This window comes from Rhodococcus sp. NPDC003318, from assembly GCF_042879035.1.
GTDB lineage: Bacteria > Actinomycetota > Actinomycetes > Mycobacteriales > Mycobacteriaceae > Rhodococcus_G.
Map to the genome: position 1 here is coordinate 14,359 of NZ_JBIAOU010000022.1, position 26,356 is coordinate 40,714.

18 protein-coding genes are annotated in these 26,356 nt (G+C 65.9%); 6 read left to right on the forward strand and 12 right to left on the reverse strand.

From position 1 onward, the window contains the following. Positions 1-3,688: 3,688 nt before the first annotated feature. Positions 3,689-4,177 (reverse strand): hypothetical protein, encoded by a 489-nt coding sequence (locus ACFYVR_RS23290; RefSeq protein WP_387477639.1) that lies wholly within the window; start codon positions 4,175-4,177, stop codon positions 3,689-3,691. Positions 4,178-5,667: 1,490 nt separating this feature from the next. On the opposite strand from ACFYVR_RS23290, the gene ACFYVR_RS23295 reads away from it, so the two are divergent. Next, on the forward strand, positions 5,668-6,099 hold the full coding sequence (locus tag ACFYVR_RS23295; RefSeq protein ID WP_387477641.1) for a helix-turn-helix domain-containing protein: 432 nt from the start codon (positions 5,668-5,670) through the stop codon (positions 6,097-6,099). A gap of 292 nt (positions 6,100-6,391) precedes the next feature. Continuing rightward, entirely contained in the window at positions 6,392-6,847 is a 456-nt protein-coding gene (locus ACFYVR_RS23300) for a helix-turn-helix domain-containing protein (RefSeq protein ID WP_387477643.1), read from the forward strand. On the opposite strand, the gene ACFYVR_RS23305 is transcribed toward ACFYVR_RS23300, so the two are convergent. Then, a complete protein-coding gene (locus ACFYVR_RS23305) occupies positions 6,735-8,042 on the reverse strand; it encodes a DUF6545 domain-containing protein (RefSeq protein WP_387477646.1) in 1,308 nt (435 codons plus the stop codon). The genes ACFYVR_RS23300 and ACFYVR_RS23305 overlap by 113 nt on opposite strands. After that, the gene (locus tag ACFYVR_RS23310) at positions 8,039-8,578 is read right to left on the reverse strand and encodes an ImmA/IrrE family metallo-endopeptidase (protein ID WP_387477648.1); all 540 of its coding nucleotides are present in this window, start codon (positions 8,576-8,578) and stop codon (positions 8,039-8,041) included. The genes ACFYVR_RS23305 and ACFYVR_RS23310 overlap by 4 nt, the downstream gene beginning before the upstream one ends. A 215-nt stretch (positions 8,579-8,793) precedes the next feature. On the opposite strand from ACFYVR_RS23310, the gene ACFYVR_RS23315 reads away from it, so the two are divergent. Next, on the forward strand, positions 8,794-10,203 hold the full coding sequence (locus tag ACFYVR_RS23315) for a cytochrome P450 (RefSeq protein WP_387477651.1): 1,410 nt from the start codon (positions 8,794-8,796) through the stop codon (positions 10,201-10,203). Here ACFYVR_RS23315 and ACFYVR_RS23320 read toward each other — a convergent pair. The 9 genes from ACFYVR_RS23320 to ACFYVR_RS23360 all read right to left on the reverse strand — a co-directional run bounded on the left by ACFYVR_RS23320 (position 10,154) and on the right by ACFYVR_RS23360 (position 21,132). Beyond that, a complete protein-coding gene (locus ACFYVR_RS23320; RefSeq protein WP_387477654.1) occupies positions 10,154-11,200 on the reverse strand; it encodes a DUF3068 domain-containing protein in 1,047 nt (348 codons plus the stop codon). The two genes, ACFYVR_RS23315 and ACFYVR_RS23320, sit on opposite strands and share 50 nt — an antisense overlap. Before the next feature lie 126 nt (positions 11,201-11,326). Next, positions 11,327-11,923, reverse strand: a complete 597-nt coding sequence (locus ACFYVR_RS23325; RefSeq protein WP_387477657.1) for a hypothetical protein — start codon at positions 11,921-11,923, stop codon at positions 11,327-11,329. Between the two features lie 12 nt (positions 11,924-11,935). Further along, on the reverse strand, positions 11,936-12,502 hold the full coding sequence (locus tag ACFYVR_RS23330) for a hypothetical protein (RefSeq protein WP_387477659.1): 567 nt from the start codon (positions 12,500-12,502) through the stop codon (positions 11,936-11,938). Between the two features lie 256 nt (positions 12,503-12,758). After that, positions 12,759-14,339, reverse strand: a complete 1,581-nt coding sequence (locus tag ACFYVR_RS23335; protein WP_387477661.1) for a peptidoglycan DD-metalloendopeptidase family protein — start codon at positions 14,337-14,339, stop codon at positions 12,759-12,761. Then, positions 14,336-15,178: a hypothetical protein gene (locus ACFYVR_RS23340; RefSeq protein ID WP_387477663.1), complete on the reverse strand. Its 843-nt coding sequence runs from the start codon at positions 15,176-15,178 to the stop codon at positions 14,336-14,338. The genes ACFYVR_RS23335 and ACFYVR_RS23340 overlap by 4 nt, the downstream gene beginning before the upstream one ends. Further along, positions 15,178-17,325, reverse strand: a complete 2,148-nt coding sequence (locus ACFYVR_RS23345; RefSeq protein WP_387477665.1) for a hypothetical protein — start codon at positions 17,323-17,325, stop codon at positions 15,178-15,180. Before ACFYVR_RS23345 ends, ACFYVR_RS23340 begins: the two co-directional genes overlap by 1 nt. Then, a complete protein-coding gene (locus ACFYVR_RS23350) occupies positions 17,322-20,384 on the reverse strand; it encodes an ATP-binding protein (RefSeq protein WP_387477667.1) in 3,063 nt (1,020 codons plus the stop codon). Before ACFYVR_RS23350 ends, ACFYVR_RS23345 begins: the two co-directional genes overlap by 4 nt. Further along, the gene (locus ACFYVR_RS23355) at positions 20,381-20,779 is read right to left on the reverse strand and encodes a hypothetical protein (RefSeq protein ID WP_387477669.1); all 399 of its coding nucleotides are present in this window, start codon (positions 20,777-20,779) and stop codon (positions 20,381-20,383) included. Before ACFYVR_RS23355 ends, ACFYVR_RS23350 begins: the two co-directional genes overlap by 4 nt. A gap of 44 nt (positions 20,780-20,823) precedes the next feature. Then, positions 20,824-21,132 (reverse strand): hypothetical protein, encoded by a 309-nt coding sequence (locus tag ACFYVR_RS23360; RefSeq protein ID WP_387477671.1) that lies wholly within the window; start codon positions 21,130-21,132, stop codon positions 20,824-20,826. A 1,212-nt stretch (positions 21,133-22,344) separates the two neighbouring features. Here ACFYVR_RS23360 and ACFYVR_RS23365 point away from each other — a divergent pair. From ACFYVR_RS23365 to ACFYVR_RS23375, 3 genes are read left to right on the forward strand one after another with little or no spacing between them, the layout of a single operon-like run. Further along, entirely contained in the window at positions 22,345-24,516 is a 2,172-nt protein-coding gene (locus ACFYVR_RS23365) for an FtsK/SpoIIIE domain-containing protein (RefSeq protein WP_387477674.1), read from the forward strand. A gap of 51 nt (positions 24,517-24,567) precedes the next feature. Further along, the gene (locus ACFYVR_RS23370) at positions 24,568-24,915 is read left to right on the forward strand and encodes a hypothetical protein (protein ID WP_387477677.1); all 348 of its coding nucleotides are present in this window, start codon (positions 24,568-24,570) and stop codon (positions 24,913-24,915) included. Positions 24,916-24,917: 2 nt separating this feature from the next. Further along, on the forward strand, positions 24,918-26,351 hold the full coding sequence (locus ACFYVR_RS23375; RefSeq protein WP_387477680.1) for a ParA family protein: 1,434 nt from the start codon (positions 24,918-24,920) through the stop codon (positions 26,349-26,351). Positions 26,352-26,356 lie beyond the last annotated feature (5 nt).

A 26,356-nucleotide genomic window follows, 5' to 3' on the forward strand; every position in this document is an offset into this window, starting at 1 on the left:
GGCTCTCACGACACACGTCCCTCATGGCAACTCTTTACCGCGGTAAAGATGCAGGACAATCATTCGTGGTGAGGCTTCAGAGATTGCCTCACGAACTGGAGGCATGAAGAGTCTTGTCTTTACCGCGGTAAAGACTGGTCCTCTCGGGAGTGAGCTGCGGTCAGATGGCCTAGGAAGCAGCACCGACTACTGAACGCCATGACGGAAGGATCCCCTCTCTGTGCGCGCTCCGGTGCGCGAGAGATCCCCAACTTGCCTCTCAGCTCTTTACCGCGGTAAAGAGCTGATACGGGTGGGCTCAGAACCGCGCGCAGACTCGAACTTGCTTTACCGCGGCAAAGAGAGCGTGATGGTCGGTGAGATTCAAGCCTGATCAACATGGTTGTCGGGAAGGACAGTCTCGGCGCGCCGCCCCGAACGTTCTACCAAACATCCGGGATACCCGAACCGCCCTGGCATCGCGGCAGTCTTTACCGCGGTAAAGACTGCCGCGATGTAGACGGCCTTCCTCGAAGTGCTGCATGGCGTGGACGCGCTAGCACGCGCTCCGCCTCAACAGGAACATCACACGGCCTACCGACTGCGCCGCGATTCAGTCTTTACCGCGGCAAAGACTCACTGGTGGCGATGGAGACGGGCAAGCGCTATCTATGGAACTGTTGAAGTCCGGTGGCCCGAGCCGGCTCAGCACAACGACGAACACCCCGTACAGGCACGCTCGGATGTGGATGCAGAGGCTGAGGCTGAGTGCTGCTTCTTTACCGCGGTAAAGAAGCAGCACGGCGATGCCACTCGATCGAGATGGAGGCCGGGATGGATCGGCAGGAAGATCAAGGTCAAGTCGTCGGCGTGCGAGCGATTGCCACGCACGCACTGCTGCTGTTGTTGCCATGACTGCGCGCGAGGGTGTCAGTCTTTACCGCGGTAAAGACTGAACGCTGGTCAGCATCCTGAGTCGGCGGCCTGCAGCAAGCCACCTTGGATCCCGACTTAAGGCCGGGACAGGACGCACCCCACCATATGCAACACCGAACAATCTGTTGGCGAGACCGGAGCGGCGGATCGGGGAGTGGACCCAGTGAGTCTTTACCGCGGTAGAGACTCACTGGGTCGTCCAGGTCTCTAGGCGGTGAACGCGCTCGGTGCATATCTTGTCGGGAGGTCAATCGGATGGCCCCATGCGGCATTCTCGGATGGTTCGAGGAGCCGGCATCGGCTCGAGTCTTTACCGCGGTAAAGACTCGCAATCGGTATCAGCCCTGCTGCCGCGCGACAAGACGCTCGTGCGATGGTTCGCGTGGACATCGCGTAGCTCACAGCCCTACCCAGATCGGCCGGGATGAGTCAGCGTCTTTACCGCGGTAAAGAGATCAGGTCCTCGGTACGCATCATAGGGAACGGCCCGAGCAGACCTTTTCGCACGCGGCTTAGAGCGCCACTTCGACCGTTGATGCTCCGACTTGGCGTTTCAGTCTTTACCGCGGTAAAGACCCACTGGGGATGCCGCGTATGCGGAATCAAGTTGAGTTCGATGCGAGTTCTGGGATCTTGGGTCTTGGATGTAGAGCGCGCAGTCCTGTTGATGAGATTCTTTACCGCGGTAAAAATCGACGGCCGGTCACTTCGTCTTTAGGGCAGACCGTACATGTGCCATCGCAGCTTCACGGACGGACCTGGACGCGGTGTGCGCGGTTCGATCCCTCAACTCTCCTGCGGCCAACTGACGTTGGATCTGGCGGTCGTCCCGTGCCTTGATGGCGAGTTCAGTGGGGGAGGGGAGTGACCAATCGATTCGGGCAAGCCGCCAGCGGAGGAAGGCAACGGGATTCTTGAGTGCCCCCGCGTCAGGCCACAGCCAACCGCGGGCCTTGGTGTCGTCGCTCAGTGCTCGAGCGATGTCACGTCCGGACCACCGGTTCGGATCGACGGAATGGGCCCTGAGTGCGTCACAAACGGCCCCAATGTGTCCAGGAGGGTTCAAAGCTGGGGCGTGCCGAACTAGCGCTGCAGCAGCGATTTGAAGCGAGATTTCCCGCTGCTTGTGTGTAGGTGGGGATGATTGCCGCCTCGTGCACGTACGCGTGCGCGTTGTGGAGTTCTTCCTTACGGAAGAAGAAGAACTAAGAGTAGTACCAAGAGATTGGGGGCCACGGTCGCCTGATTGTGGATAACCGAGTCTCGGTCGCTTATCGGTGGGCGTGGCGGTCCGAGGGGACTCGACGATGGCGGTTCTGGGGGAGAGGAGCGCCCACACGCTGGTTGCCTTGGTTTGGTGGCGTCCGTGGTGGGCTTCGGCAGCCCACTGCTCGATCGTGCGGAGAAGCCGGCCGCGGACCATTTCTCGGGCTACTCCCAGCACGGACAACACTCGGCGGGCCCGTTTGAGGACGGTGACGGAGATGCCGGCCTTGTGTGCGAGGTGTTCTCTGGATGCGGTTACGCGTCGGCCGGTGCGGTGATCCGCCACGCTCGCCATGGTCACTGCGGCAGCGTAAACCCGTTCAGGGTCGATGCTGTGCTCTTTGCATCTTTGTAGGCCCGTCTCGGAATTGAGAATTTGCCGCACTTGGTGCTGCCATTGCTTTCGACTGGACCAAATCGGTGTTCTTGATTGCTCATTTGGATCGACGGGGAGGGACCAGGATCGCCCCTTTTGCTCGCTGGAATTATTGATTTCTTCGATTCGTGCGACATTTGTTGCTGCTGCTTTCGCGGCGACAGCCAATTGCTCGTCGAGAGTTTGTGAATCGGTATCGGTAGACGCACGCACTCCTGAAATCAGCGACGCGCCGAGAGAGTCGTGTGGATGTGTTGTTGCTTTGTCAGGGTATGCGCTACCCTGAGACGTACCGTTCACGGTAGTCCCTCCAGGGAAGTGGGCCAATCCGGTAGGAAAGCCCAGGTTGACGCAACACCCGAGTTCGAAGCGGCAACTTCGAACTCACCCAAAGAAAGCCGATTTCGGACAGAGAACTGAACAAGCTCGGCAGAGCTTCAACTCGGCGCGGTGGTGCGGGTCGAGTGACAAGGCCCCCGAAAGGGGGTTTTGTCTTGGGTTGTGCTGCTATGTAGTTCTGTACTTGTTACTGGTTGGTAACTTTTTGCCTCCTATTTGGGTTGGATACAGCCGCCCATATCTCACCATACTCAATCAATCGAATTGCGCAGCGACTCGCCCGACTAAAACTCCCGCGAGAATTTCTCTTGATCGTCGTGTGTGGAGAAATTCGGCCATGGGGCACACGACACCGCCTCGGGTCCCGGACCTTCATGCGTGAAAAACCAACACCGAACACAAAGTCCCGAAATGCTGGGATGGGTGGTGCGTTGCGACGATCCCGCTCCACATGGATCGACCGCACGGGCGACGAACCGGGTGGGTCCCGTCATGACACTGGCCGACGTCCTCGCTCGACAACCGCGAGCGCGAATGCCCCCACTTGACCGACCTGGTCTATCGACGCAGTTGCCGGGTCACGTGCGACAAGTTCCACAGTGTCGACGAACGCCGCATAACCAACCGATTCGGCAGCAGCGGGGGAGAGGACCACCGGCCCGCACGTCTCAACGAGATCGCATAGATCCATGGCAGCTGGCGACGTCTCCCCCTGTATGAGGCGGGCACGTAGAACCCCGTCTACCGACAGAAGCGCCCACCGACGACCGTCCCGGTCGGAGGCAAGTAGTGTCATGCGGTCCTCCTCACGTACGGATCGATCAGCGCCTCCCATTCGGCCAGCGCAGTGGCCACGAACCTGGCTGCACCCCGCGCGCTACACGAGGAGTGGACCGCGGCGAAGACTCCTAGGACCGCCTCGGTCCCACTGAACTGCCGACCGCTGATGTGGTCATACGCATCGGTCACCGTGTCAGCGATCGCCGACCACGCGAGCCTTTCACCGTTCGACGAGGCGTTGACGATTCCGGTCTCGACCAGACCCGCGACCCTCCGCCACATCGTGAGTGTCGCTCTCCCTAAACCAGTCAGCCGGCAGGCAACCGCGACCTGGTCCGTATAGCTGTATGGGAGAGTAGGGATAGCTGACACCAATCCCCACCGACGATCGGCATACAAACCGGCGAACCACGCCCATCGGTCGACCTCAGCGTGATCCTCGCTCGCAGGTGGATCAGTGATGCCCCATGCGATCGCCTCGAGTGGGCTGACGGTGATCACGCGGCTGCACCAGGGGCAGGTGTGACTGTGCTCGGAGAGGTTGCCTGTCTGCTGGGGCTCGACGAAGATTCGGCTTGAAACCCGCCGACCCGAGAGGTAGTCGCTGGTTTTGTCGTCTGTCGACGCTTCATGGCCTTCTTCGGCTTGCCGCAGGCTATCGCATAGGACTCAAGTCCATCGGACGAGATCTCGTCACCCGCAACACTGAACACGCGCCGGGCCATGATCTGCCCAGTGATCTTTTCGCCCCTCGCGAGTCTGCGCTCAAGCTCGCTGTCGCACTGTTGAAGTAGGGGGCATCTACCGCATGCCTCGAGTGCCCTTCGCCAGGGAGAGGGATCCCGTCCCCCGACGGTCCATCCAGCTCCCTTCCCCTCGCACAACCCGCTGTCGGCACGAGGCTGTGTGATGGCAGCTGCCCCTCGTGATTCGAGTTCGGCTGTGAGGCGTCGCAGTGTAGGGCAAGCCTGTACACCTGCGGTGTAGGTGAAACCACAGCGCCTGCAGCGTCGTTCGCCGCTGTGGTCTTGAGCCATCATGCGAAGTCGTGGCGTTTCGATGGCACTCAAGTTGATGTTGGTCGTCGGTCTTCGGTTCCCGGTTTTGGCGAGCTCGCGCAAGGCTAGAGCGACCGCGGGACACAGGGGAGCGACTGGCGTGAAAATGAAGCCACAAGCCATGCAGGAGGAGCCGCAGCGATCCGGTACGTGCATCCGGAGGGTCGATTGAGGACGTTCGGGAACAGTGCGGACGCTCCGACTATCTGCTGACTCTCTAGGTCTGGGGGCACTCTTCGAGGCTTCGTTGGCGACCCTAATCGGCAACAAGCTGCGAGCGGGAGCCGTGCTCGTATGCAACCTCATTGCGGCACCGGCCCCCTCGTGGATCGGGGACCATTTGTCATTGGGTGTCGATGTTCAACTTCGTGGAAGGCTGCGTGGGTTGGCGTTATTGGAGTTGAGCCTCGCCCGTGGAGCTTCCGGTAAGAGGTGAGTTCCCTGCTGGCGCATGAAGGGGCGCGGAAGGAGGAGATGCGAAAGTGTGTATGGTGCAGCATGTAGCTCAGCGCGCACAGACGCAGCTCAGATCTCGGCGTGGATTCGGTCTCGCTCGGGTCTACTGCGGCATCGCGGACGCGAGGATCGATTTCGACGCGAACCCCAACTAGGCGTGTGGTCCCGTGGCCATCTAACGTGTTCATTTGCAGGTCTCCGTGTATCTGCAATCGAGGCGGCGGGTGCTGACCCCACTGCCTCATGGCGGGTCGACTGCGCTAACAGCCGACTTGCTTCTCAGGGCAGCCCCTGACTGCGCTAACAGTCGGGGGCTGTTCATATCTCGTGGCCCAAGTGCGATCCTCCCAACCACGTGTTGCCAACAATATGTACCGACATAATTTGCCGACGTGCCGAGCCTATATCTGGAGGGGCATGGTGTCTACCAATCGTCGCCAACCTGCACTGAGGACTGATTCTGTGTCTCGTCGAGTGATGCGCGGCTTCGACCCGCACCGTTTGGTGGCGGCGCGGGTCCAGGCGGGCATGGAGCGTGGTGATCTCGCACGGCTTGCGGACATCAGTGTCGCTACGTTGTCCCGGTGGGAAACGGGTGCCCGTTCACCGCAAATCGATGTGCTGGCCAGGGTGGCGCGCGCCCTGGAGATCGAGATTGCGGCGCTGGTCTCGATCCCCAAGGATGACCGATTCCCTGGTGATTGGCGAATTCTGATCGGAATGACGCAGCCTGAACTCGGCGCCCGAGCTGGTGTCAGTACGGCGATGGTGGGTTCGATCGAGCGAGGCGAAGCGCGCCTAACCGACGAAGTGGCGACGAAACTATCGTCCGCTCTAGGGATTTCGCCAGATGACCTTCGCGCGGCGCATCGGCGTGCACGTAACCGTGAGGCGGGCACTCCAGCGTAGTAGCCGCAGTAGCCTTCCTGTGGCGCCCAGCGGGCCCCGCGGGCCCCGCGGTCTGCAGTACTGATAGCGGTCTGCAGTCCTGTAGCTGTCTGCAGGCTCGACAACGACACGTGACTGTGTATGGCCGGTTCGGCCGCATGCTCAGATCCGCTTCCTGGACGCACGTCAGTCACCGTATCGGAATAAAATCGGGAAAACAAAGGCAACACGGCGGTAGTGGCTCGATAGAGGATGCGGATAAGGCCGGTATGGAGGCGTCATGTTGGTGGTTGACGCCTGTATCATCCCTGTTATGGCGGAGGTTCTGACCAGTCCCGAGATCGCGCGTCTGGGCACTTTCATGTCCGCACGTCGCGTCGAGTTGGCCCTGACGTTCGAGCAGGTTGCCGAGCGTGGTGGACCCAGCCCCAAGAGCTTCACCCGCATCGTGCGCGGGTTGAAGCCGCGCCCGACTGGAACGACGTTGGCGAAGATTGACCAGGGGCTCGGCTGGGCCCAGGGCAGTGCAGCGGCCGTCCTCGCGGGCGGCACTCCTAGCGAGAAGCCCGCCTACAGCCAGGAAGACCTCGAGCGGCATGCGCGCCTCGTGGCCGAACTGCAACGTACCGGTGTGACGAGCGTGGCTGCTCGGGGAATCAAGGTCGAGGCTGACGGGACGCAGTTCGGTCCGGACGCGGTCGAGGCTCTACTCGAACTTCTTTCTCGGATGCCTGACGGGTCGCGACGATCCGATCAGCCCTCTTCCTAGCCTTGAGCCAATGCTCGGCAATCAGTGACGGATCCACACCCGTCGACGGCATCCGATCGGTCACCTCACGCTCTTCGCCCGCAGCAATCGCACGCGCAGTCAACACCAGTTCCACGGCATACCGGCTCAGGTACTTGCCGCGCTTCGGCATGCGTACAGAGTCGGGCAACGGCTCGATCCGTGGGGTCAGTTCGAGGAGTGCGTCGGCGATTTCGACCTTCATCCGGTGGAGCTGTTCTTCAGCGTCGAACTCGGAGTCTTCCAGGGTGAGCACCACATCGTGGATGGCCTTCGTGCAGTCCTCGTACATCGGTCGTAGGAGCCGGATCTCATGGCCGATCCACCACCGTTTGCCCGCGTCCTTGAGGCTCGGCAGGAACGACAGCAACACCACCAGGACGAACGGCAGCATGAACCGGCCGTGCACGCGTGAGATGGTGGCCGAGATCAGAATGTCGCTGGCGGTTCCGCGAGCCATCATGACGGCACCGAAGGCGATGCTCCCGACGCTGAGCGCGCCGATGAATCCACACGCCAGGATCATCCCCAGGCCGAGCCATTCCCGCAGGCCCTGCGCGCCGTTGTACTGGCGCGCGAACACCCACAGTGCGACCACGCACAGAGCGATCGGTACAAGCGCGTAGAGGACGAAGTAGGTAGCGAACCTCCAGTCGGGTTCTACGTACATCTCGTGGCCGGCAGAGGCGCTGGGGTAGCTGAGCGCCAGGAGCACGGCCACGATCACTGCGGGCATCGCATAGAACGCGAATCCCCGTCGGCGCGTGCCGTCCTCTTCGGGCTGGTCGAGATGGAGCACGAGTGCGACCAGCACGAAGCACGTGTAGATGAAGATCGCATGCCACAGGTCGGTCAGTTGGGGAGCACCCCAGGGGAGCACATGGCTGACGAGCAGCGCGACGGTCGGATCACATAGAACGACGACAAACCCGGCGGCCGCGGCCGCGCGATTGGCGGTGCGGTCCAACGTAGTGTCGTTGACCAACAGCAGCCGCAATCCGATGATCGCGACCATCAGCAGATAGCCCGCGTTCCACAGCAGGTACGACACCGGACGGTAGGGCGAGGGTGCGATGACGGCGACGAGCGTGAACGCCGCCAGCAGAGCGATGCTCGCCTGTGCTGCACGCCGACCGATGTCACTGCCGGTCCGCCTGCGGCGTCGACTGATGCTCAAAACAGCCGGAATGCCGCGGGTCGATCCCGCGCTGCACTGTGGTCGGGCTTCATCACCAGCAGTGTTCCGAACACCTCCGCCTCAAGTTCGATTCGGGTGCTGAACCGGGGCCTGAAGTCGGTGTCATGTTCGGAGAACATCGAGTTCACGCGCCGGAGCGCCGCGGTGCACACGTCGCGCGGGATGTTCGTTCCCATCAGCCGATTTGCGAGCTCGTGAGCGTCGAAGTCGTCGTCCGGGCTGTCGAAAGGCGCATCCAGATGCCCGAGCAGTATGTGGCCGAGTTCGTGGCCGCAACTCTGCTTCTGCTGTGCAGGCGAACTTGTCGGCCGCAGGAAGATCGTGTCGACACCACAGTTGCGTACCGTCAGACCGCAGGCAGTCGCGCCGCCGCGTGCTGTAGTGACGGCTGGGTCCATCGTTTCGACGACGATCTTGCGTCCGGTGACCCGGCTCGTGGCGGCGACGGCCTCGTTGATCGTCCACTTGCGTGAGAGGCCGAGACTGGTCACCACCGGCAGCAACTGCCCGCGCAAACCAGTGTCTGTGTGCGCTGGCACTCCAACGCTCATCAAGCACCCCCGATGCGACGTTTGAACCGCAGCCCTCCGAACTCGCGGTTCCGGACCCGGTGAAGTCTAGCCCTGCGAACGCGCACAAGCTGCGCGCAGGCTCATACACTGCAACCGACCTGTGCGCTAAGTCCGGTGTTCGGATGACGAGCGCGCCACCTGGATCGAAGGAGCCGTCGATGGGTGTTGTGCGCCCACCTCATCCGCCGAAGCGCGTGCCGTTGATCGGCGACATCATTGGTCTGGACGCGGTCAAGCCGATGCAGAACACGGCCCGGATCCTCGGCGAGATCGGACCGATCTATCAGCGTCGCATCCTCGGCATGCGGCTGACGTTCGTCGGCGGCGCCGACATCGCAGCCGAGGTCAACAACGACGCGACCTGGCAGAAGGCGGTGCCGCGGCCGCTCCAGTTGCTGCGCCCGATTGCTGAGGACGGTCTGTTCACCGCCTACAACGACGAACCGAACTGGCACAAAGCCCACGCGATCCTGGCGCCGGCATTCTCCCAGGCGTCGATGCGCTCGTACCACCAGACGATGGCCGACGTCGTCGACGAGATGTGTCGCGCGTGGGACGACGCGTCCGGGAACTTCGATGTCGCCGACGAGATGACCAAGTTCGCGCTCGAGACGATCGGCCGCTGCGGCTTCGGTTACCGATTCGACTCATTCACCCGAGCCGATGTCGACCCGTTCCTGCCGGCCCTGAAGGACTCACTCGGATACATTCAGGCGCAAGGGGTTCCGGTTCCGGGCCGCAAAATCATCGACGCCCTGACCGGTCGGACCGGCCAGCACCAGCGCAACGTCGAATACATGTTCCAGGTCGTCGACGACGTCATCGCGGATCGGCAGGCCCATCCGCACGACGAACCGCGTGATCTGCTCGACCTGATGCTCACCACGAAAGACCCGGAGACCGGCGAGCAGCTCGATGCGCGCAATGTCCGCAACCAGATCCTGACGTTCCTGGTCGCAGGCCACGAGACCACCGCCTCCGCGTTGTCGTTCGCGCTGTACCTGTTGGCTACCCATCCCGACGAAGCCGCGAAGGCTCGAGCCGAGGTCGACGCACTGTGGCCGGCCGACGACGTGGTGCGATTCGAGGACGTCGCGAAGCTGCGGACGGTGCGCCGGGCGATCGACGAGACGATGCGGCTGTGGCCGACCTCGCCCGGCTACTTCCGGGAAGCCAAGCGCAACACAGTCATCGACGGCCAATACCCGATCAAGCAGGGGCAATGGCTGATGGTCGTCCTGCAACAGGTACACCGCGACCCGGCGGTGTGGGGCGCAGACGCCGACCAGTTCCGACCTGACCGATTCCAGTCGGAGGAGGTTCGCGCGCGACCCGGCCATGGGTACAAGCCGTTCGGCACCGGCCTGCGAGCCTGCATCGGCCGCCAGTTCGCTTACCACGAGATGATTCTCGCGCTCGCCACGATCCTGCACCGCTACAACTTCACCGTCGACCCCGACTACACCCTCGAGGTCGCCGAGCAGATGACCCTCAAGCCGTCCGGCTTCCGACTCACGGTCACTCGGCGGGAGCGAAAAGACGCATCGGCTCCGTCCCCGGCTCAGTAGCCAAGGGACGGCCGCAGCGCCGACCCCGCACACCGAGCACCACACCCGCGACCAGCAACGCAGTACCGACAACGCCCGCGCCGATCGGTCCGTAGACCGTGCCCCACTGGATCATCCGTCGATATGTGGTGGCCATCTCGACCTGGTCGGCGCGGGTCGCCTCGTCGAACCCGGTGGTCATCTCGAGGAATGGCATCAAGTACATGTCGTCCGGGGTCCGGCCCCACGCCTGCCGGACACTCTCGCGGCCATCGAGCACCAGGCCGGTCACCGGCTCGACCCACAGATCACGGACCGTGCTGTAGATCCGGTGCATCGTCACCAGGTTTGAAGTGTCCATGCCCCACGTCGTCCCGGGCAACGTGAGTTCGGTGCCGGGGGCACCGAGCGCGTCGATCGTGTCCGACGGTCCCACCGTCTGGCTGAAATGATAGGCCGGCACACCGTCGATCTCGGTCTCCTCGACGAAGTCGAGGGGAAAGCTCTCGCGCATGTTCAGGTCGAAGTAGGGGTAGCTGCGCGGCTCCACCCCGAAGGGGAACTTGTACTGAAGCCCCTCACGCGGAACCTCGACCGCCGGCTCGGTTGGGCTGGTCTGGATCGTCGCGACATCCCCGGTCGGCATTCCGGTGGACCGGTTCACCGAAACCCGGTCGACGCTCGCGCTGAGGAGACCCGCATCGCCGCGCTTGTCGGTCCGGCGGATCGTGAGCCCGGCCTCGATCGTCGCCATGTCGGCGCTGACCGGGTCCTGCACCGTCACATGGCGCTGCGCGATCACCGGCACACCTGTCTCGATCTTCGGACGGCCCATCGCCAGCGCCACCGAATCCACCACCGTCGCTTCTGCCGTCGAGACCGTGGTCACGGCGAGATCGAGCGGCAGCTTCTTGATCCGCGGCGCCGCGTAGGTGGGTACCAGCACGGCAACGGTGAGCAGGAACGTACCCACCGCCATGAGCACGCTCGGCAGGGCGGATCGAAGACGGGACTGCATGGAAGAACCTCGGAATCATCGCACTGCTGCGGATGCAGCACTGTCCTCGTCGCCGCGAAGGCGGCGACACATACCTCTCGTGAACAGCTGGAACAACACGCCCACCGCGGTGGGGTGTCGCGACGCTTACTGGGATCCACGCAGCTCCGTATACGCTTCCTGTGCCTTCGGCAGGGCGGCGGCATACTCGCCGGCCGCGGTCTCGCCCTTCTTGTAGAAGTGCTCCGCCTCGTTGTATCCCCGCGGATCCGCCTTCTGGACGGCCAACGCGTAAGCACACGGGTCGTCAACGCTGATCGTGACAGTGCCGGCGTTGTCCATGAAGGTGTTGGTCGCAGCCCGGACGACATCCGCGGAGTCGGCCGCTAGGTTATACGCCAGCCGCCAGCCGAAGATGTCGCGGATGTCCGTCGCAGGCGGGGCCATCCGGCTCCCCGACCTCCATCCGGTCTCCGCCTCGGTCGCGAGAAGGGCTGCGATCGCCTGCTTCGGCGTGCCGCCGCGCTGCTCGACGGTTTCGACGATCGCGGTCGCATTGTCACGCTCGATCTTCACGCCGAGCTTGCTGATCGCGTCCGCGCCGAACGGCGACTCGGTCGCGGGTGCGGGTGCGGTCAGAATGCTGATCGGTGCAGCAGAGGGCTCTTCGTCGCTGCTGCACGCGGCCAGCCCTGCGGCGAGCGCAGCAGGGATCAGTGTTGCAGCAATGCTCTTGCGGGACACAGGTCCTCCGGGTCAGTAGCGAATATCGTCGATGAGCCAGCGGCCACCGTCGCGGACGACGGTGACCCATACCGTGGTGTCGGGATTGACCGTATCGGTACCGGTAGTGCCGATCGAAGTCTGCTTGATCGTGGCCACACGATGGACGACGGTATCGGTGTCCCCGGGGCAGCCGGAGCACCCGATCGTGACGTCGGCGATGACCTTGGCCTGGTCCTGAGCCCACTGGGACCACTCGATGCTCGGTCCACGTTCGGTGCGCGCGTCGACGTTCATGCGGTCTGCGAGGCTGTCGGTCAACCAATTTCGGGCCCGGGTGTAGGCATTGTTTTGGGTGGCATCGGTGGCCGGGTACCAGGTGAACACCACGGTCAGGCCCTGTCGGGCGGCCTCCTCAGCGCCGCGGGTGGCGCCCGGTTGCTCGGTCGTCGCGGCCTGAGCTTCGGTCACGACCGTCGGCGCGGCTGGCGCCGTCGTGGTGCTGGTCGTCGTCGCCGTCGCGGTCGACTCCTGGTTACCGTCGGTTCGCGAAAGGTAGGAGAAGGTCAGAACTCCCACTACGGCGATGATCACCGCCACGATGACGAGCTGTTGCGCCCTCATCGAATCCCCCTCCCAGGAACACCATTTGAGCCATTGACCAGGATAGGCGACACGTCCCCCAGGCTCCGAATGGGTGGTTCGGCGCGAGTGACGCGGCGGCATCGGCTCCGGATCCGAACGAGTGGCGCCCGTATCGGTGGAGAGGCGGTGAGCGAAAGGATCTGGGCGTGAGGGCAACTTCTCGAACGTCGTACGATTGTGACGCTGGGACTTGCATGGATGACACGTTCTCTCACATCATCCGACGGGCCTTCATTCCGGCCTGAAGTGGGGCTTCCTTGACGACGTCACCGGTGTTGGGGGCGTGCACCATCTGCCCGCCGCCGGTGTAGATCCCCACGTGCCCAGGACCGTTCGGCCCCCAGCTTCCGAATACAAGGTCGCCGGGTCGGGTCTGGTCGAGCGGGATCTCGACTCCGATCCGCCACTGCTCCTCGGACGTGCGGGGGAGGGTGACCTTGCCGGCGGTCGCCGCGTGCACCGCGTACGAGGTCAGGCCCGAGCAGTCGAATCCGCCTCCGGACGGGCCGGCGGTGCCGCCGCCGCCCCACACGTACGGGGTGCCGAGGTATTCGCGTGCTGCGGCGACGACTTGGCCGCTGTCGCCTGTGGCGTTCGGGACGAATCTGCCTTGCGAGTTGGGGTTGGCGAATGCTGCACGGGCCGTGGTGATCTTGGCGACGTAGTCGCGGGTTTCGGCGTAGGGAGGAATTCCGTCGTACTGCTGTACCGCACCGTTGCCGGCGTTGTACGCGGCCAGGGTCAACTCGACCGGATCACCAGGGGCCGAGGACACCTCCTGGTAGAGCGCGCACATGAAGTGGGCCTGCGACATCACTGCGTCGCCGATCGAGTTCGGATCCACGATGCCGTCGCCGTCGTAGTCCTTGCCCCAAGTGGCCCAGGTGCTGGGCATGAACTGTGCCGGGCCCATCGCACCGGCAGGGGAGACCGGGGCGCCCTGGCCGTGGCGGAATCCGTTCTCCTGTTGGAGTTGCGCCGCGAGCAGTGGTGAGTCGATCTCGGGACAGACGCTGCCGGCGCGGCGAAGCCACGGCTCGAATTCGGGTGGTACGCGGCCGAAGGCGAGCTCGCCGCCGCCGGCCATCCCGAACCCGGAGCAGTCGGCGGTCGACCGGGTGGCCGCGACGAGCCGGACGGGATCTCCGCGCTCGGGGTCGGTGGCAGCGGCACTGTCGCCGGACTGGCCGATGATCTGGGGAAGCATGGTGACCGGGTCAATCGCGGTGCCGCCCTGGAGGCGGCCGCCCTCCCAATATTCGAAATGCAGGTGAGCGCCGTTGGACTGGCCGTCGTTGCCGATGTCGGCGATGCGATCGCCGGCCTTGACCATCTGCCCCTCATGTACGTGCAGGCCGGTGTCGAACATGTGCCCGTACACGGTGCTGACCGGCCGCCCGTCGACGATCGAGTCGACGACGATCCAGTGTCCGAACCCGCTGGCCGGACCGGACTTCACGACGCGACCGTCGAGGGCGGCGAGTATCGGAGTGCCGATGGGCCCGGCGAGGTCGACCCCCTGGTGCTGTGTGCCCCACCGCTCACCGAAGCCGGAGGTATAGATGGTCGTTCCCGGCGCGACGGGCATACGGATCGGACCGGAGATGGTCAGCGCCAGGTCCTCGACGATCGACCCCGACCCGCCGCCGACATCGGATCCGGTGTCGGCGGGGACGATCCGGCACGGATCACGCGGGATGACCGGGGTGCCGAGCGAGCATGCGGAGATCCCGATGACGATGGCCGCCGCGCCGGTCAGCAGCAGCGCCCGACGGGCGCCGCCGATGCTCATCGGCCCCCCGGGATCGGGGTGTCGAGATCCGGGATCGGGATCGGCCCGGGCACCGGGACCGGATCGCTGCCACGGTCCCGCGTCGGTGCCGACGAGGGTTTGTCCAGGTCGAGCGTCGGTCCGACCGGCGTCGACGTCGAGGGAGACGATGTGTGCGGCGCGGTGGACAGTTCGGGCGCCTCGCTGGTCGTCATCGGCGTGGAGGTCCGCGGAACTGCCGTCGACGCGGGCAGTGAGAGGGTGTCGACCGGGGTCAGATCGAGGGTGGGCAGGGGAGTGTCGACCACCCACCGCTTCCCGCTGGCCGCGTCCGCGACGGTGACTGAGACCTTCAGGTCCCCGGCCTGGGTCGGGACGCTCACCCGCACCGTGGCGCCGTCGCTGCCCTCGGCCACGGTGCTGACGGTCGGACCGGTGATGACCACCGGCGTGCGCGGGCGGGCCGCGATGACGGTGTCGCCCGGCCTGTCGGCGGTGTGTCGGCCGAGGGCATTGGCCCACGTGCTGTCCGTAGCGGTGGTGTCGACGAACGCATGTGCGTACGCCATTGCAGTGGCCGGGGCGCTGGAGGCGGCCCATGCTGCGGTCTTCGTCACGACAAGCGATTCGCTCACCTCGTCGAGCTCGTAGCTGATCGATTCCGCCCCCGCGGCCGGCTCAGCCGCCGCCGCGGCAATCTCGTGCGTCGCAGCTCGGGGCGCCGGGTTCTCCCCGAACACCGCCCCGCCCGCGAACAACACCGCCGCGACACCGGCCACCGAGATCGCCAGGTGGGTGCGTGAGAAGAGCACCCACCGGCGGATCGGCGCGAGAACGGGATTGGGCCCAGAGGACGCCATCAGAGGTACCGGTCCTTCGGTGTCGAGGCGGACGGCGCCGAGGCGTTCCACACTTTCGCGGGTGCGGACTTGATCGACGACCGTGTCAGCGTCGCGGTGGCGTGCGCCGACTGCCGCTGCCGCGGCGCGGGGGTGAAGACCTTCATCGGCGCGATCGCCGAGCGGTCACCGCCGTCCCACCGCTGCCCGACGCTCGCGGTCAGCAGCTCCTTGCGGGCCTTGCGCTCCTGCACGATGGCGTCGGCCTCGTCCTGGTCGAATCGCTTCCACGCCGCGGCACCGGATTTCACAGCGCGGTCCGCATCCTTGGCGTCTACCTCGCCCTTGCCGCGGGCCAGATCCAGGCTGGTCACCGCCGCGATGCCCGCGATCCGCGCGTCCCGCTCGTCGCCGGCAGCGGCGGCCTGACCCATCCGTACGGCCCGGCCCAGGCCCTGCGCCTTGTGGGCATCGGTGCGCGACTTTGTGAGGGCCTGCTGACGCTGGTTGTTGAGCGCACGACCTTCGGGGCGAGTCGGCGCCCCGCCAGGGCCGGCGATTTCGCCACTGGTTCGACGTCCCCACCGTTCGCTGGCCTTATTGGCGATCGTGCCGGCGGCGGCGCCCGCGCCCGGGCCTCCGACAGTGGCGGCCGCGGCGGCGAACGCCTTGCGCTTGATCGCTTGCTTCGCGCCGCGGGCCTTGCGGTTGACCATGCTCGCGCTGTTCTGGGTGAACGTCTGGCTCATCCGCTTGAACGGACGCATGATCGCCCAGCACACGACAGTCAGCACGATCATGAACCACAACCGCCAGGACCCGTCAACGGCGCCGTTGGCGTTCACGTAGAGCTGCACCAGTGCCATCAGGTAGAGCGCGACGATGACCGCGCCGGCCACACCCCACATGTAGGCGGAGGCGAGCATGCGCATCACGCGCGAGAGCCAGCCACCGTGGGCGATCGCGATGGGAATCCAGATTGGCGCGAAAAGGACCGCGAACCGAATGGCAAGCAGCGCTACCAGTTTGAGCATGGACGCCCCGATCCACAGCAGCGACGGCATGGCGAGCTTGAGCATGCCCATGAACCCGATCGAGGTCCGGCCCGAATCCTTGCCCTGGAACTGGTAGTAGGAGAGCTGGTGGTCGGTCTCGAGGGAGGCGACGATATCGCGGAACTTGTCTGCCTTCCGCTCGGCAAGCTCGGTCTGAGCGGTCGGATCGTCCTTGACCGCGTGCTGCTCGTCGTAGGTGAATGCCAGCGAATCGCGCAGCTCCGGACCCAAATTGGCTTGATCCGTCGGGTCGTAGTTCTGGCCGAACCAGCCCTTACGCCAGTCGTCGAGGTACAGCTTGTCGATCAGCACATTCCGGGGATCAGTGGCGCCGGCGCCCAGCGTGTCCCCGTCCGGGCCGAACTGCACCGCGAAGATCTGGTCCTGCGTCTCGGTAATCAACGACCCGAACGTCTCGTCGGCCACCTGAAGGGCCTTCTGCGGTGCGCCGACCATCAACGCACCGAGCGTGAGTGCCGCTGCCGCGAACGCCGTCGTGCGGGTGACCCCGGCCGAGTCCTCTCGCAGTGCCTTCCACAGCACGATTCCCGCAACGACGGCCAGTGCGATGCCGATCCACTGGCCGTAGATGCTGCGCATGCCCTGGCTGATCGAGTAGACGATCTGGTCGAACTCCGCCAGTGCCGGCTCGACGCCGGCGTCGGCGGCGGCCTGGCCGGTCTTGGTCTGGTCGTCGAGCCAGAACGCGGCGGCCGCCATCGACTTGCCGATCGTCATGAACGTGTTGCCCACGGTGGTGTCACCGACCGCACCGGGCGCTTTGACCAGGTCCGCGCCGCAACCGAGATCGTAGGTGTGCCACTTGAGCCCGGCCCACCCGTAGGTCTGGTAGCCGCTGCCGCCGGCGCTCGGGCGGTCGGCGCTGGTGGAGTCGAAGTTCGTCTCGACGACCTCGTTGGGGAACTCCGGCGCCGGGACCTCCTTGCATTCGAAGCCGCTGGCCGCTGCCACCGCGCTGCCGAGGCCGATCCACGAGACGGCGGCGAGCATCAGCACCACCAGAAGCCGTCCCACGAGCCCCGTGTGCCGTCCCGAATGGCGTGCGAGGCTGAACTCCCCGCCCCGGCCGGTGCTGCGGCGCTGCGGGCTCATCCCACCGCTCCCACGGTGCGGGTGGCCCGCGAGTCCAGCGCCTCAAAGACATGCGCCAGGTGCACGAAATGCGTCCAGTCCGAGCGGATCAGTTCGATGTCGTCGGCCATCTTCACCACGAACCGACGGGCCTGGTCCAGGTGCTCGGTGTCGGTGTCCTCGTCGAGGGTGTCCTCCCCACCGCCGCCGAGACCGGCCAGCAGCGACTCGTAGCCCTCACCGGCCGGCAGATTCAGCAGCTTCAGCGCGCCGTCGATGGCGTGGGCGTTGCCGCCGAGGTCGCCGATGATCACCTCGTACGTCAGCGCGGACTTGTCGTCGGTGCCGTCGACACCGAGGTAGTCGTCCGGGAGCTGAGAGCAGACGAGAGCGCGGACCTTGTACTTGCGAGAGTCGCGGGCGATCCGCAGGTTCAGGGTGCGGCCGGCGCCGGTCTGCTCGAGGTACTTGTTCTCGTCGAGGAAGAGCACCTTGCGCTCGTAGCGTGGCAACTCGTAGACGAGGCGATTCGCCATCCACGCCGCCATGTGCATCAGCGGGCCGGCCATCCGCTGCTGCGGGGTCCACTGCGCCGGGTCGGTGCCCGCCGGCGGCAGTTGCAGACCCGGCATCGTCAGCACGGTCAGCCTCACTATCCGTTCCGCGTCCGAGGTATCACCGACGGTGCCCTCGCCCGGGAACAGCACCCGCGCTTCGGCGAGCTGCGACATCATCGACAGGTCCTGGTGGATCGACCGCGCGCACGAGATCAGGTCGACGTTGGTTTCGTTCTCGCCGTCACCGATCGCAGCGATCGCGGCCAACACCTCGTTCAGGTTGTGGTTTCGCCCACCGCCGACCATGTTCGCTGCGGTCTGGAGCACCGTCTCGGTCCACTGATGCTCGAGGCGAGCCGGGGTCAGCATCATCTTCAGCACCGACACCGCCACCGAGATCCGCTCGGCTTCGGCCGCGCGCACATCGGCCTCGTACTGCGCCTGCGCCGCCGCGAACGGGTCGGCATCGTCGGCGTAGTCGGCGCTGGCCGGGTCGTACTCCGGGTCGTCGCGTCGCGGGTCGACGATCACCCGGTACGGGTTGAGAGAGCCGGGCCGCGAGGTGCGACCGGTCAGGGCCTGCACTTCGGCGATGCCGCGGAACTCCGGGAGCTGCGCGAGCTTCTTGAGCGGTCCGGACGGGTCGAGCACCACACCGTAGGCACCGGCCCGCACCGCCTGGTAGACGAGCATCCCGGCGAGGAACGTCTTCCCGGATCCGGGCACCGCGACGATCGGGGTCAGGCCGGACTTGTGCTTGGATTCGTGCGCGGCAAACATGTTCCAGATCGCCGGTCGGGGTGCGATCGATGCCGTCTGACCGATCACCACTCCGGTGCGGTCACCGATCCGGTCCCCGACCGCCGCCATGCCCGCCGACAACGCCTCGACGCTCATCCGCCGGCAGTGCGCGACATTCGCCAGCGGCTCACCCGGAATGAACTCCCGCAGAAGCTGATACTGCCCGTGCTCGTGTTCGAGTCGAATGCGCGGTGAGTACATTTCCTGGAGGAGAGCGACCTTCTCCTTCGCCTCCTGCGGCGTCGACCCGACCACGAGCACGCGGTAGAAGCCCTCGGTTCGTACCGACAGCCCCGAATGGTCCTCCTCGATGTCGGAAATCACCTGCTGCGCAAGCGCGTGCTGCTCGGCCAACTCCGGCGGCGCGACCTGATCGTGCTCGACGGTGTAGTGGTCGAACTGGGATTCGATCCGTTCCGTCAGCCGACGCAGACTCCGCAACGTCTGACTCTTCGTCCTGAGCGTGATCCGCTCGGACCACTCCAATGGCTCACCCGACGGGTCGCCGATCACCTGCCAGGGCAGCATCTTCTCCGGGATCGGTAGTGGTGCCATCCGCCCGACCGTGAGCACGATTGCATAGCCGGTGTAGTCGCGGCCGCCGACCTGCCCGCGCACGGTGGTGTAGCCGTCGCCGGGCGTGAGTTCGAGGTTGGTCAGGTCTTCGAGGGCGGCGACGTCGGATTCGCCCCAGTCGCCGCCGCCGGAGATCACCCCGTCGGCATCGAGCGGCAGCCCGAGCGACGCCGACCGCAGCAGAAGGTAGTCCATCTGCGCGGCGGTGGCCGGCCTGGCGTTCACGCCCTGCCCGGACAGGTGCCGCTCGATCGTCGCGAGGTGATCGGCGATCGCCTTCTGCTCGCTGCGGAACGCCTCGCGCGCCCACCGGTGGATCAGCTTCGCGATCCGACCCAGCAGCGTCATGTCGACGACCGGGACCAGCCACTGACCGAGGGTGTCGAGGCCCTTCGCGAGCCACGAGCGCGGCGGCAGCTCCACACCCCAGTAGCGGCCCTTCTGCGTCGGGTTGCCCCACAGCATCGCGTGCTGCTGACCACGCAGGTAGTCCGCCCACGACAACGCGCCCGGCACGTCCGGGATCGGCTCGGCCCATGCGTCATGGTTCTGCGCCCACTGCCGCACCGGCCACGGTGTGCGCACCAACCGCCGATGCAGCCCGGTCACACCGGATTCGGCGAGGTTCGCGACCACCAGGGCTTCGTTCTGGATGTAGCGGCATTGCTTGCCGACCGGGCGCATGTTCCACGGGCCCGGCGGCTGCACGAACCACGCCGTCGACTGGCGTCGGGTGCGCGTGACGTTTCCCTCCACCCCGACCAGCGCGAGACGCACCGCCTTGCGCTCGCGGTCGACACGCTTGCGCGCCGCCGTGGCCTGCCGGGTGAACTCGGCGTCGGGATCGGTGCGGCGGCCCCGCCTTGTGCCCCGCTTCTTGCCTGGGGAGGCCGGCTCGATCAACGTCGGCGTGGGTTCTGGGATCACGTGCGGCGCGGGCGGCGCGACGCGACTGCGCGGAACCTGCGACCACGCCAACTCCTGCGTTGCCGCAGTCACGGGTGGCGCCGCAGCGGCGTTGCGGCTGGCTGCCATCGCCGCCGACCACGACGGCGGCAACGCACCCGGCGGAACAACGGTCGGTTCGGGCTCGTCGAAGTTCGGGTCGAACAGTGCGGCGATGTCGTTGTCGGACTGCATGGTCATCGGGGCAACTCGCCTTCGATCGGCGCGGACGTGGGAGCGCTGCGCTGCGCGCGGACAGTGGCAGGAATGCGAAGCACGACGGTCTGACCGGGCTTCGGCGGGCGCGGAGCGTTCAGGTCGTTCCACGCGGCCCGCAGCACCGACCGGACCGGGTGATCGGCGTTGACGTACTTCGTCACCTTCGCCGTCAGCACGATTGCGATGACGACCATCACCGCGAGCGACCGGAATCCCAGCGGAACGTGCACGATCGCGCGACCGACGAGGAAGACCATCACGAAGATCGTCGCTCCGAGCCCGATCGCGGCATAGCGAATCCGGAACGGGAACGTGAACCCGGTCGGGCCGAGGAAATGACGGTCCACGCGGTGCAGCAGGTCGTCGTTGTCGATCACGGTTGGCTCCCTTCGATCAGCGGACGCGAGAAGGCACGGCCGGGTCAGACCTGGATGCCGATGAGGCCGAGGAGCCAGTTGCCGACGCCGGTCGCCGCGGTCTCGCTCTGCGCGATCGAGAACCACGCCAACCCCACGAGCGACAGGCCGCCGACGGTGACGACCTTCGACAAGTTGCCGCGCATGCCGCCGATACCGATGACGCACGCACCGAGAAGCAGAATCGTGAAGACGATGTTGTCGCCGATCCACGAACGCACACCCTCGGTGTTGACGTCGGTCGTCTGGGCGAGTACATCGACGCTGAGGGGCGTGGTGGTTGCCAGGTCGACGACTGCGAACGTGAAGGACATGAGCACTCTCCATCGTGAGATTCGGTGGGTGCACCTGAATGTGGATGCACGCGAACCTATGTCGGTGTCCGCTTTCATCTCAACGGGGTGTCTGCGCTCCCATCGGGGTGTCGCCACAGGTCCGCGCGCTGCCAGATGCTGAGAAATTCGTCTTCACGGGTCGATGCGCAGCAGGATCCACCGTCGCTTGCGACGCCGCGATACACACGAGTAACAGCACTGCGCGCAAGTGGGATTCGTTCGGCAATCGATCAGCAGGCGAGTCGTCGGACGCGACAATGCGGCGAGCGGTTCGACGGCAGCGCGGCGGGACGAAAACGCAGGCGTGGCGACGGCGCCTCGATCGGCTGCTTGCCGACAGGTTTCGCGCGGTGATCGCGCGGGGTGATCGCGTGCCCTATGGGCCATAGCGCGGATGGTTCGCATATGGGCGCTATCGGGCACAGGGACTGTGGGGCGACATAGCGGTCCGAACAAGGCTGAGAGGGGCGGTGTGTCGGTGCGGTGCTGGGCACGGTGGTGCAGACCCGTGTACGCGGTGGTCTCGGCAGGCGGATCGAGGACCGGTGAACCAGTGCGTGGGACCTGCTCGTACGAGCGGTGAAAAATGCGCCGGATTTCTGTGGTGGAATCGAGCGCTCGAAAAAGGCGCCTCTCACATTACCCCCTCCGGGGGTCACTCCCCCCGGCGTTCCTTGGGGGGAGTTTAATCCAAAATCGACTACGCCGCAACGCTTTTCGATGGCGCCCATGTCGGACGCTATCCGGAGCGTTCAATCGATCGCCGCGAGAACGACCCGCCAACGAGACATGTAAGCGCTCTGCGTGACGTTCACATCACCGCCCGATCGGGCGGTCCCGCGGCGCTATCGGACCGCCTGTGAGTGTGCTCGACCAGGCGGTGGTGGAGCGCTCCGCACAGCGGTGGGAGAGGCGGTCGACGGGGTAGTGGTGAAACGGGTCGCGTAGCGCTCGGTGGCCCCGATGGTGGAGCGCTTCGCGTAGCGATCGACAGACAGTGTGGGAGAGCGGTCGCTGAGCGGTTCCTCGGGTCGAATCCGGTGTGTGCGAGCGGCGTCCCTCGGCACCGCGCACGTCGCTGGGGGAGTGGAGACACCCAGTTGTGGAAATTCGCGGGTTCTTGTCACTGTGCGCAAGACGCCTCGTCGAACGGCGTTGGGGAAGCGTCGAGGCGAACGAAAGGTGCAGGCGGTGAGCGGAAACCAGGATCCACTGAAGGACTGGTTGGTCGCGATGTGGCGTGACATCGTCGGTGAATCCGGCAACACCCGCGGCCAGCAGCTCGGTGAGGACGGCCGGCCGACCCGCATCCGCCGATTCACTCCGCTCTCGCCGATCGGCGTCGCCGCCGCTGCGTTCGCCGTCTGCGCCCCGCGCATGATGTCCGCGGCCACAGGAGACGAGCAGGTCACAGAGGTGCTGACGACACTGCACGGATACCGTGCGGTGCTGATCCTCGCCGCCGCCGTGCTCGTCGCGGTAGACGTGCTGCGTCACCGATCGCACCGGTGGTCGCAGGTGCTCGAGTCGGTGGTTCACCAGTGCCTGGGGGCTCTGCCGAAGAAGGTGTCGCTCGCGTTCCCGTCCGGGTGGCGGGTGCTTCGACGCGCGACGATCACGCTGCATCGAGGCACAGTCGTGCGGCCCAAACAGTTCGAGGAACTCTCGCGCGCCATCGAGGCGATCGCGGGCAGCAGTGGCGCCCAGAAGGTCAAGGTTCGCCACATGGCGCAACAGGACCGGATCGTCATCCGCCGGGAAACCAGGGAGCCGGACAACCGAAGCGAGCGGCACCAGGCACTGCAATCGACCCTGGATGCGACCTCGATCTTCACGAACCCGAAGGTGACGGTGTCGGCGCGCGCCGAGGACGGCGTCGAGACCGGCTACCGGATCTCGTTCGAGCGGTCGATGAACGCCGGTGCACGGGGCTTCCAGGCCAAGGTCGAAGAAGCACTCATCGCCAACGCCGGCGAACACGAATCCAGCAGGAACTGGACCACCGACTGGTACCCCGACAAGGGCTACCTGATCATGCGGCTGGTCGCCCCGATGCCCTCGCGCGTCGATCACCCGCTGGAGCTGGTCGACGAGAACCTACGGCACCTGCCCTATGCGACCGGTGAGGCCGAACGGACGATGTTCTGGGACGTCTCCACGAGGTCGAACAAGCCGCACTGCCTGATCGTCGGCCCGACCGGTGGCGGCAAGACCTCGGTGATCCGCACCCTGCTCACCGAGGCCGCGCGCCGCGGCATCCCGTTCGTCGGTGTTGATCCGAAGATGATCGAACTCGACGGCCTGGAGGGCTACCCCGGCTGCGGCGCGATCATCTACGACGCGGTGCGTGCGGCGATGTTCGTGCGTGCGCTGCACTCAGAGATGATGGCGCGCAACGCCTACATCCACGACATGAAGGTGGAGGGCTCGCAACTGCCCTTGATGATCGCGGTTCTCGACGAGTTCTTCATCCTGTCCGGCAAGTGGCAGCGGCTGATGAAGACCGGCGACGACGAGACCCGCGCTCAGCTCAAGGAACTCGACCCGCTCGGCGCGTGGGCCGACCTCGCCGTGCTCGCCCGCTCGGCCGGTATCCGTCTTCTGCTCGGCGTGCAACGCCCCGACGCCAGCCTGTTCGGCGGCGCGAGCGGTAATGCCCGCGACAACTTCGGCACCCGCATCAGCCTCGGTAACCTCTCGCAGGACGGCGCGCTGATGATGTGGGGCGACTCCACCGTCGGCCGCGAAGTCGACACCTCCGTCCCGGGCCGCGGCATCGCGATCGGTGAGGATGGCAGCCCCGTCGACGCGCAGATGTGGTGGACCCCGAACGTCGACCGCCACCCCAACAAGTGGAACCAGCTCTCCGAGGGCGAGATGGCGATCATCGACGGACTCGCTCCCGTCGAAGCGCCCGGGTTCACCTGCTACTCGACGGAGCTGGCCGGATTCATCGAAACCGAACGCGCGCTGGCCAAGCGGGCCCGCGAGTACGGTCGGGCCGCCGAACCGGTCGTCATCGGCACCGGTGATCACGCCGCTTCGGCCACAACCGACCCGACCGACACGGTGACCCCCGCGGAGATGGATCCGCAGCCGCAGGCCGACGCTGATGATGACGACTTCGCCGACGTCATCCCGGCTTCCGCGGTCGAGGCCGGGATGACCGTGCTCGTCGACGACGACAACGGCGAACTCGTCCCGGTCACCGTCGCCGCGGTCGACGTCCGCCGCGACGGCAAGGGTGATGTCACCTCGACCGTCCTGACCGTAGGCACCGGACGCGTGAAGACCCGCATCACCTTCGACGCCAGCGGCGTCGTCGTCCTGCCCGAACCCGACCTCGTCGGAGCAGCGGCATGACCACTCGGCTGTTCGCACGACCCACACCCAGCTCCACCGAAAGGGACCACCATGAGCCGCCGAATCTCCCAGTCGATCACCCCCACCGCCGACGACGTGACCGCACTGCGCAGCCCGTTCGTCTCCAAGGGCGCCAACGACCCCGTGATCAAGGCACTGCGGGACTACTTCAAGGACACCTCGCCGGGGTGGCTGATCAAGCTCACCGAGGAACAGGAACTCACACGTGACCGGCTCGCCGAGATCCGCGATGCCGCAACCAAGCGCCGCGCCGTGATCGAGGCACTGCCCGAGGGCGCCGCCCGCACCAAGGCCCTCGCCGAGCTGGAACAGGCCGAGTCCGTCGTCGCCGACATGGACACGGCACTGGCCGGTGCCAGTGCCTTCGGGGTCGACTAGCGATGCCCCCGCCGACCGTCGAGGTCGAGATCACCTCCAAGACCACCGCCCGCGCGAGGTTGGAGGACGCCGACGTGCCTCCGATGGAACTGGAAGCAACCGAGAACAAGACGTTGTCCGCGGTCGTGCACGAGTTCCTGCACACCATCGCCAAGGGGCAGGACTCCACTGTCGACGTTGTCTACCGGACCGGGAAGGACACCAAGTTCCTGACCGTCGGCCCGGACGGCCGCGCCGAGGAACGCGCACCGAGCATGCCCCTGCCGATCGTCACCGACGCCGCGCCCGCACCGAAGCCTGCCTCCACGTCGCCCGTCGGGCCGGCGGTGGTGGCCGCCGAGTCGATCGACTACGCCACCACCCCGGAGCCCGCCGCTTCCACATCACCGCCCGCGCCGCCCTTGCCTGCACAGGATGCTCCGCAACCGGTCTCTGCCCCAACACCTTCCCCAGTCGGGCAGCGGCCCGCAGAAGCGGCCACAGGGCCGATCACGGGTCCGCTCGACGTGCTCTCGCAGTTGTCCGCGCCGCGCGCGAATCCGGCATCGAGTGACCCAGCTCGGCTCGGGATGCGCGGGCGGCTCAACGCGATGCTCGGCCTCGAGCTCGCCCCGAAGTCCGGCTCCCACGAGATGTGGTTGCGCGGCTCGCAACAGGCGATCGCGAGGCCGCTGCCCGAGGGTGCGGTGATCACCGTCGCGAACGTCAAGGGCGGTGTGGGCAAGACCCCGACGTCGATCGGCCTGGCCGAGACGCTGGCCGAGTATCGCGGTCCCGCGACCGTTGCGTGCATGGATCTCGGGGAGGTCGGTGGCAGCTTCGCCGACCGGCTCGCCGTGCCCCCGGCCGCCGGGCAGGACATCACCAGCCTGCTCGGCTGTGTCGATCTCGCGTCCGCCGAGGTGCGCCCGTCCACTCTCGCCCGGTATCTGGCCCGGCAGCCGTCCGGCTCCTACGCCATCGCAGGGTGCCCCGGGGCCGAGGCGCCGTTGAGCTACGACCACGCCGCCGCACTCGGGGTGATCCTCGGTCGGCACCGAGAGGTGCTGGTCGCCGACACCGGCAACACCAGTCACTCCGGAGCCTGGCGATGGGCGATCACCGCCGCGCACGCGGTCCTCGTGCCTGTCCCGCTGCGCTTCGACGCAGCCGCGGCCGCGCAGCGGACCCTCAACACGATCGCCGCCGTGCGCCCGGACGTGCTCGCCCGCACGATCGTGGTCATCACCGACGGCCCCGGGGACGCGCCGATGGTCGAGACCGACACCGTCGACGCGTTCTCGAAGCTGGGGGTTCCGGTGTGCCGGATGCCGTTCGAGCCGTTGTTCGCCTCCGGTGAGCCCATCGCACTCACCGGACTGCGGTGTGCGACCCGGGACGCACTGACGGTGCTCGCGGCCACCGCCGTCGACCGGATGGCGGGCGCCGTGGGCTGATGCGC

Excerpts from the sequence above, each read along its gene's own strand:
- ACFYVR_RS23340 (WP_387477663.1), bottom strand. The coding sequence starts at position 15,178 with ATGGCGTCCTCTGGGCCCAATCCCGTTCTCGCGCCGATCCGCCGGTGG.
- ACFYVR_RS23375 (WP_387477680.1), top strand. The coding sequence starts at position 24,918 with ATGCCCCCGCCGACCGTCGAGGTCGAGATCACCTCCAAGACCACCGCC.
- ACFYVR_RS23370 (WP_387477677.1), top strand. The coding sequence starts at position 24,568 with ATGAGCCGCCGAATCTCCCAGTCGATCACCCCCACCGCCGACGACGTG.
- ACFYVR_RS23360 (WP_387477671.1), bottom strand. The coding sequence starts at position 21,132 with ATGTCCTTCACGTTCGCAGTCGTCGACCTGGCAACCACCACGCCCCTC.
- ACFYVR_RS23300 (WP_387477643.1), top strand. The coding sequence starts at position 6,392 with ATGGCGGAGGTTCTGACCAGTCCCGAGATCGCGCGTCTGGGCACTTTC.
- ACFYVR_RS23320 (WP_387477654.1), bottom strand. The coding sequence starts at position 11,200 with ATGCAGTCCCGTCTTCGATCCGCCCTGCCGAGCGTGCTCATGGCGGTG.
- ACFYVR_RS23345 (WP_387477665.1), bottom strand. The coding sequence starts at position 17,325 with ATGAGCCCGCAGCGCCGCAGCACCGGCCGGGGCGGGGAGTTCAGCCTC.
- ACFYVR_RS23315 (WP_387477651.1), top strand. The coding sequence starts at position 8,794 with ATGGGTGTTGTGCGCCCACCTCATCCGCCGAAGCGCGTGCCGTTGATC.
- ACFYVR_RS23335 (WP_387477661.1), bottom strand. The coding sequence starts at position 14,339 with ATGAGCATCGGCGGCGCCCGTCGGGCGCTGCTGCTGACCGGCGCGGCG.
- ACFYVR_RS23295 (WP_387477641.1), top strand. The coding sequence starts at position 5,668 with ATGCGCGGCTTCGACCCGCACCGTTTGGTGGCGGCGCGGGTCCAGGCG.
- ACFYVR_RS23350 (WP_387477667.1), bottom strand. The coding sequence starts at position 20,384 with ATGACCATGCAGTCCGACAACGACATCGCCGCACTGTTCGACCCGAAC.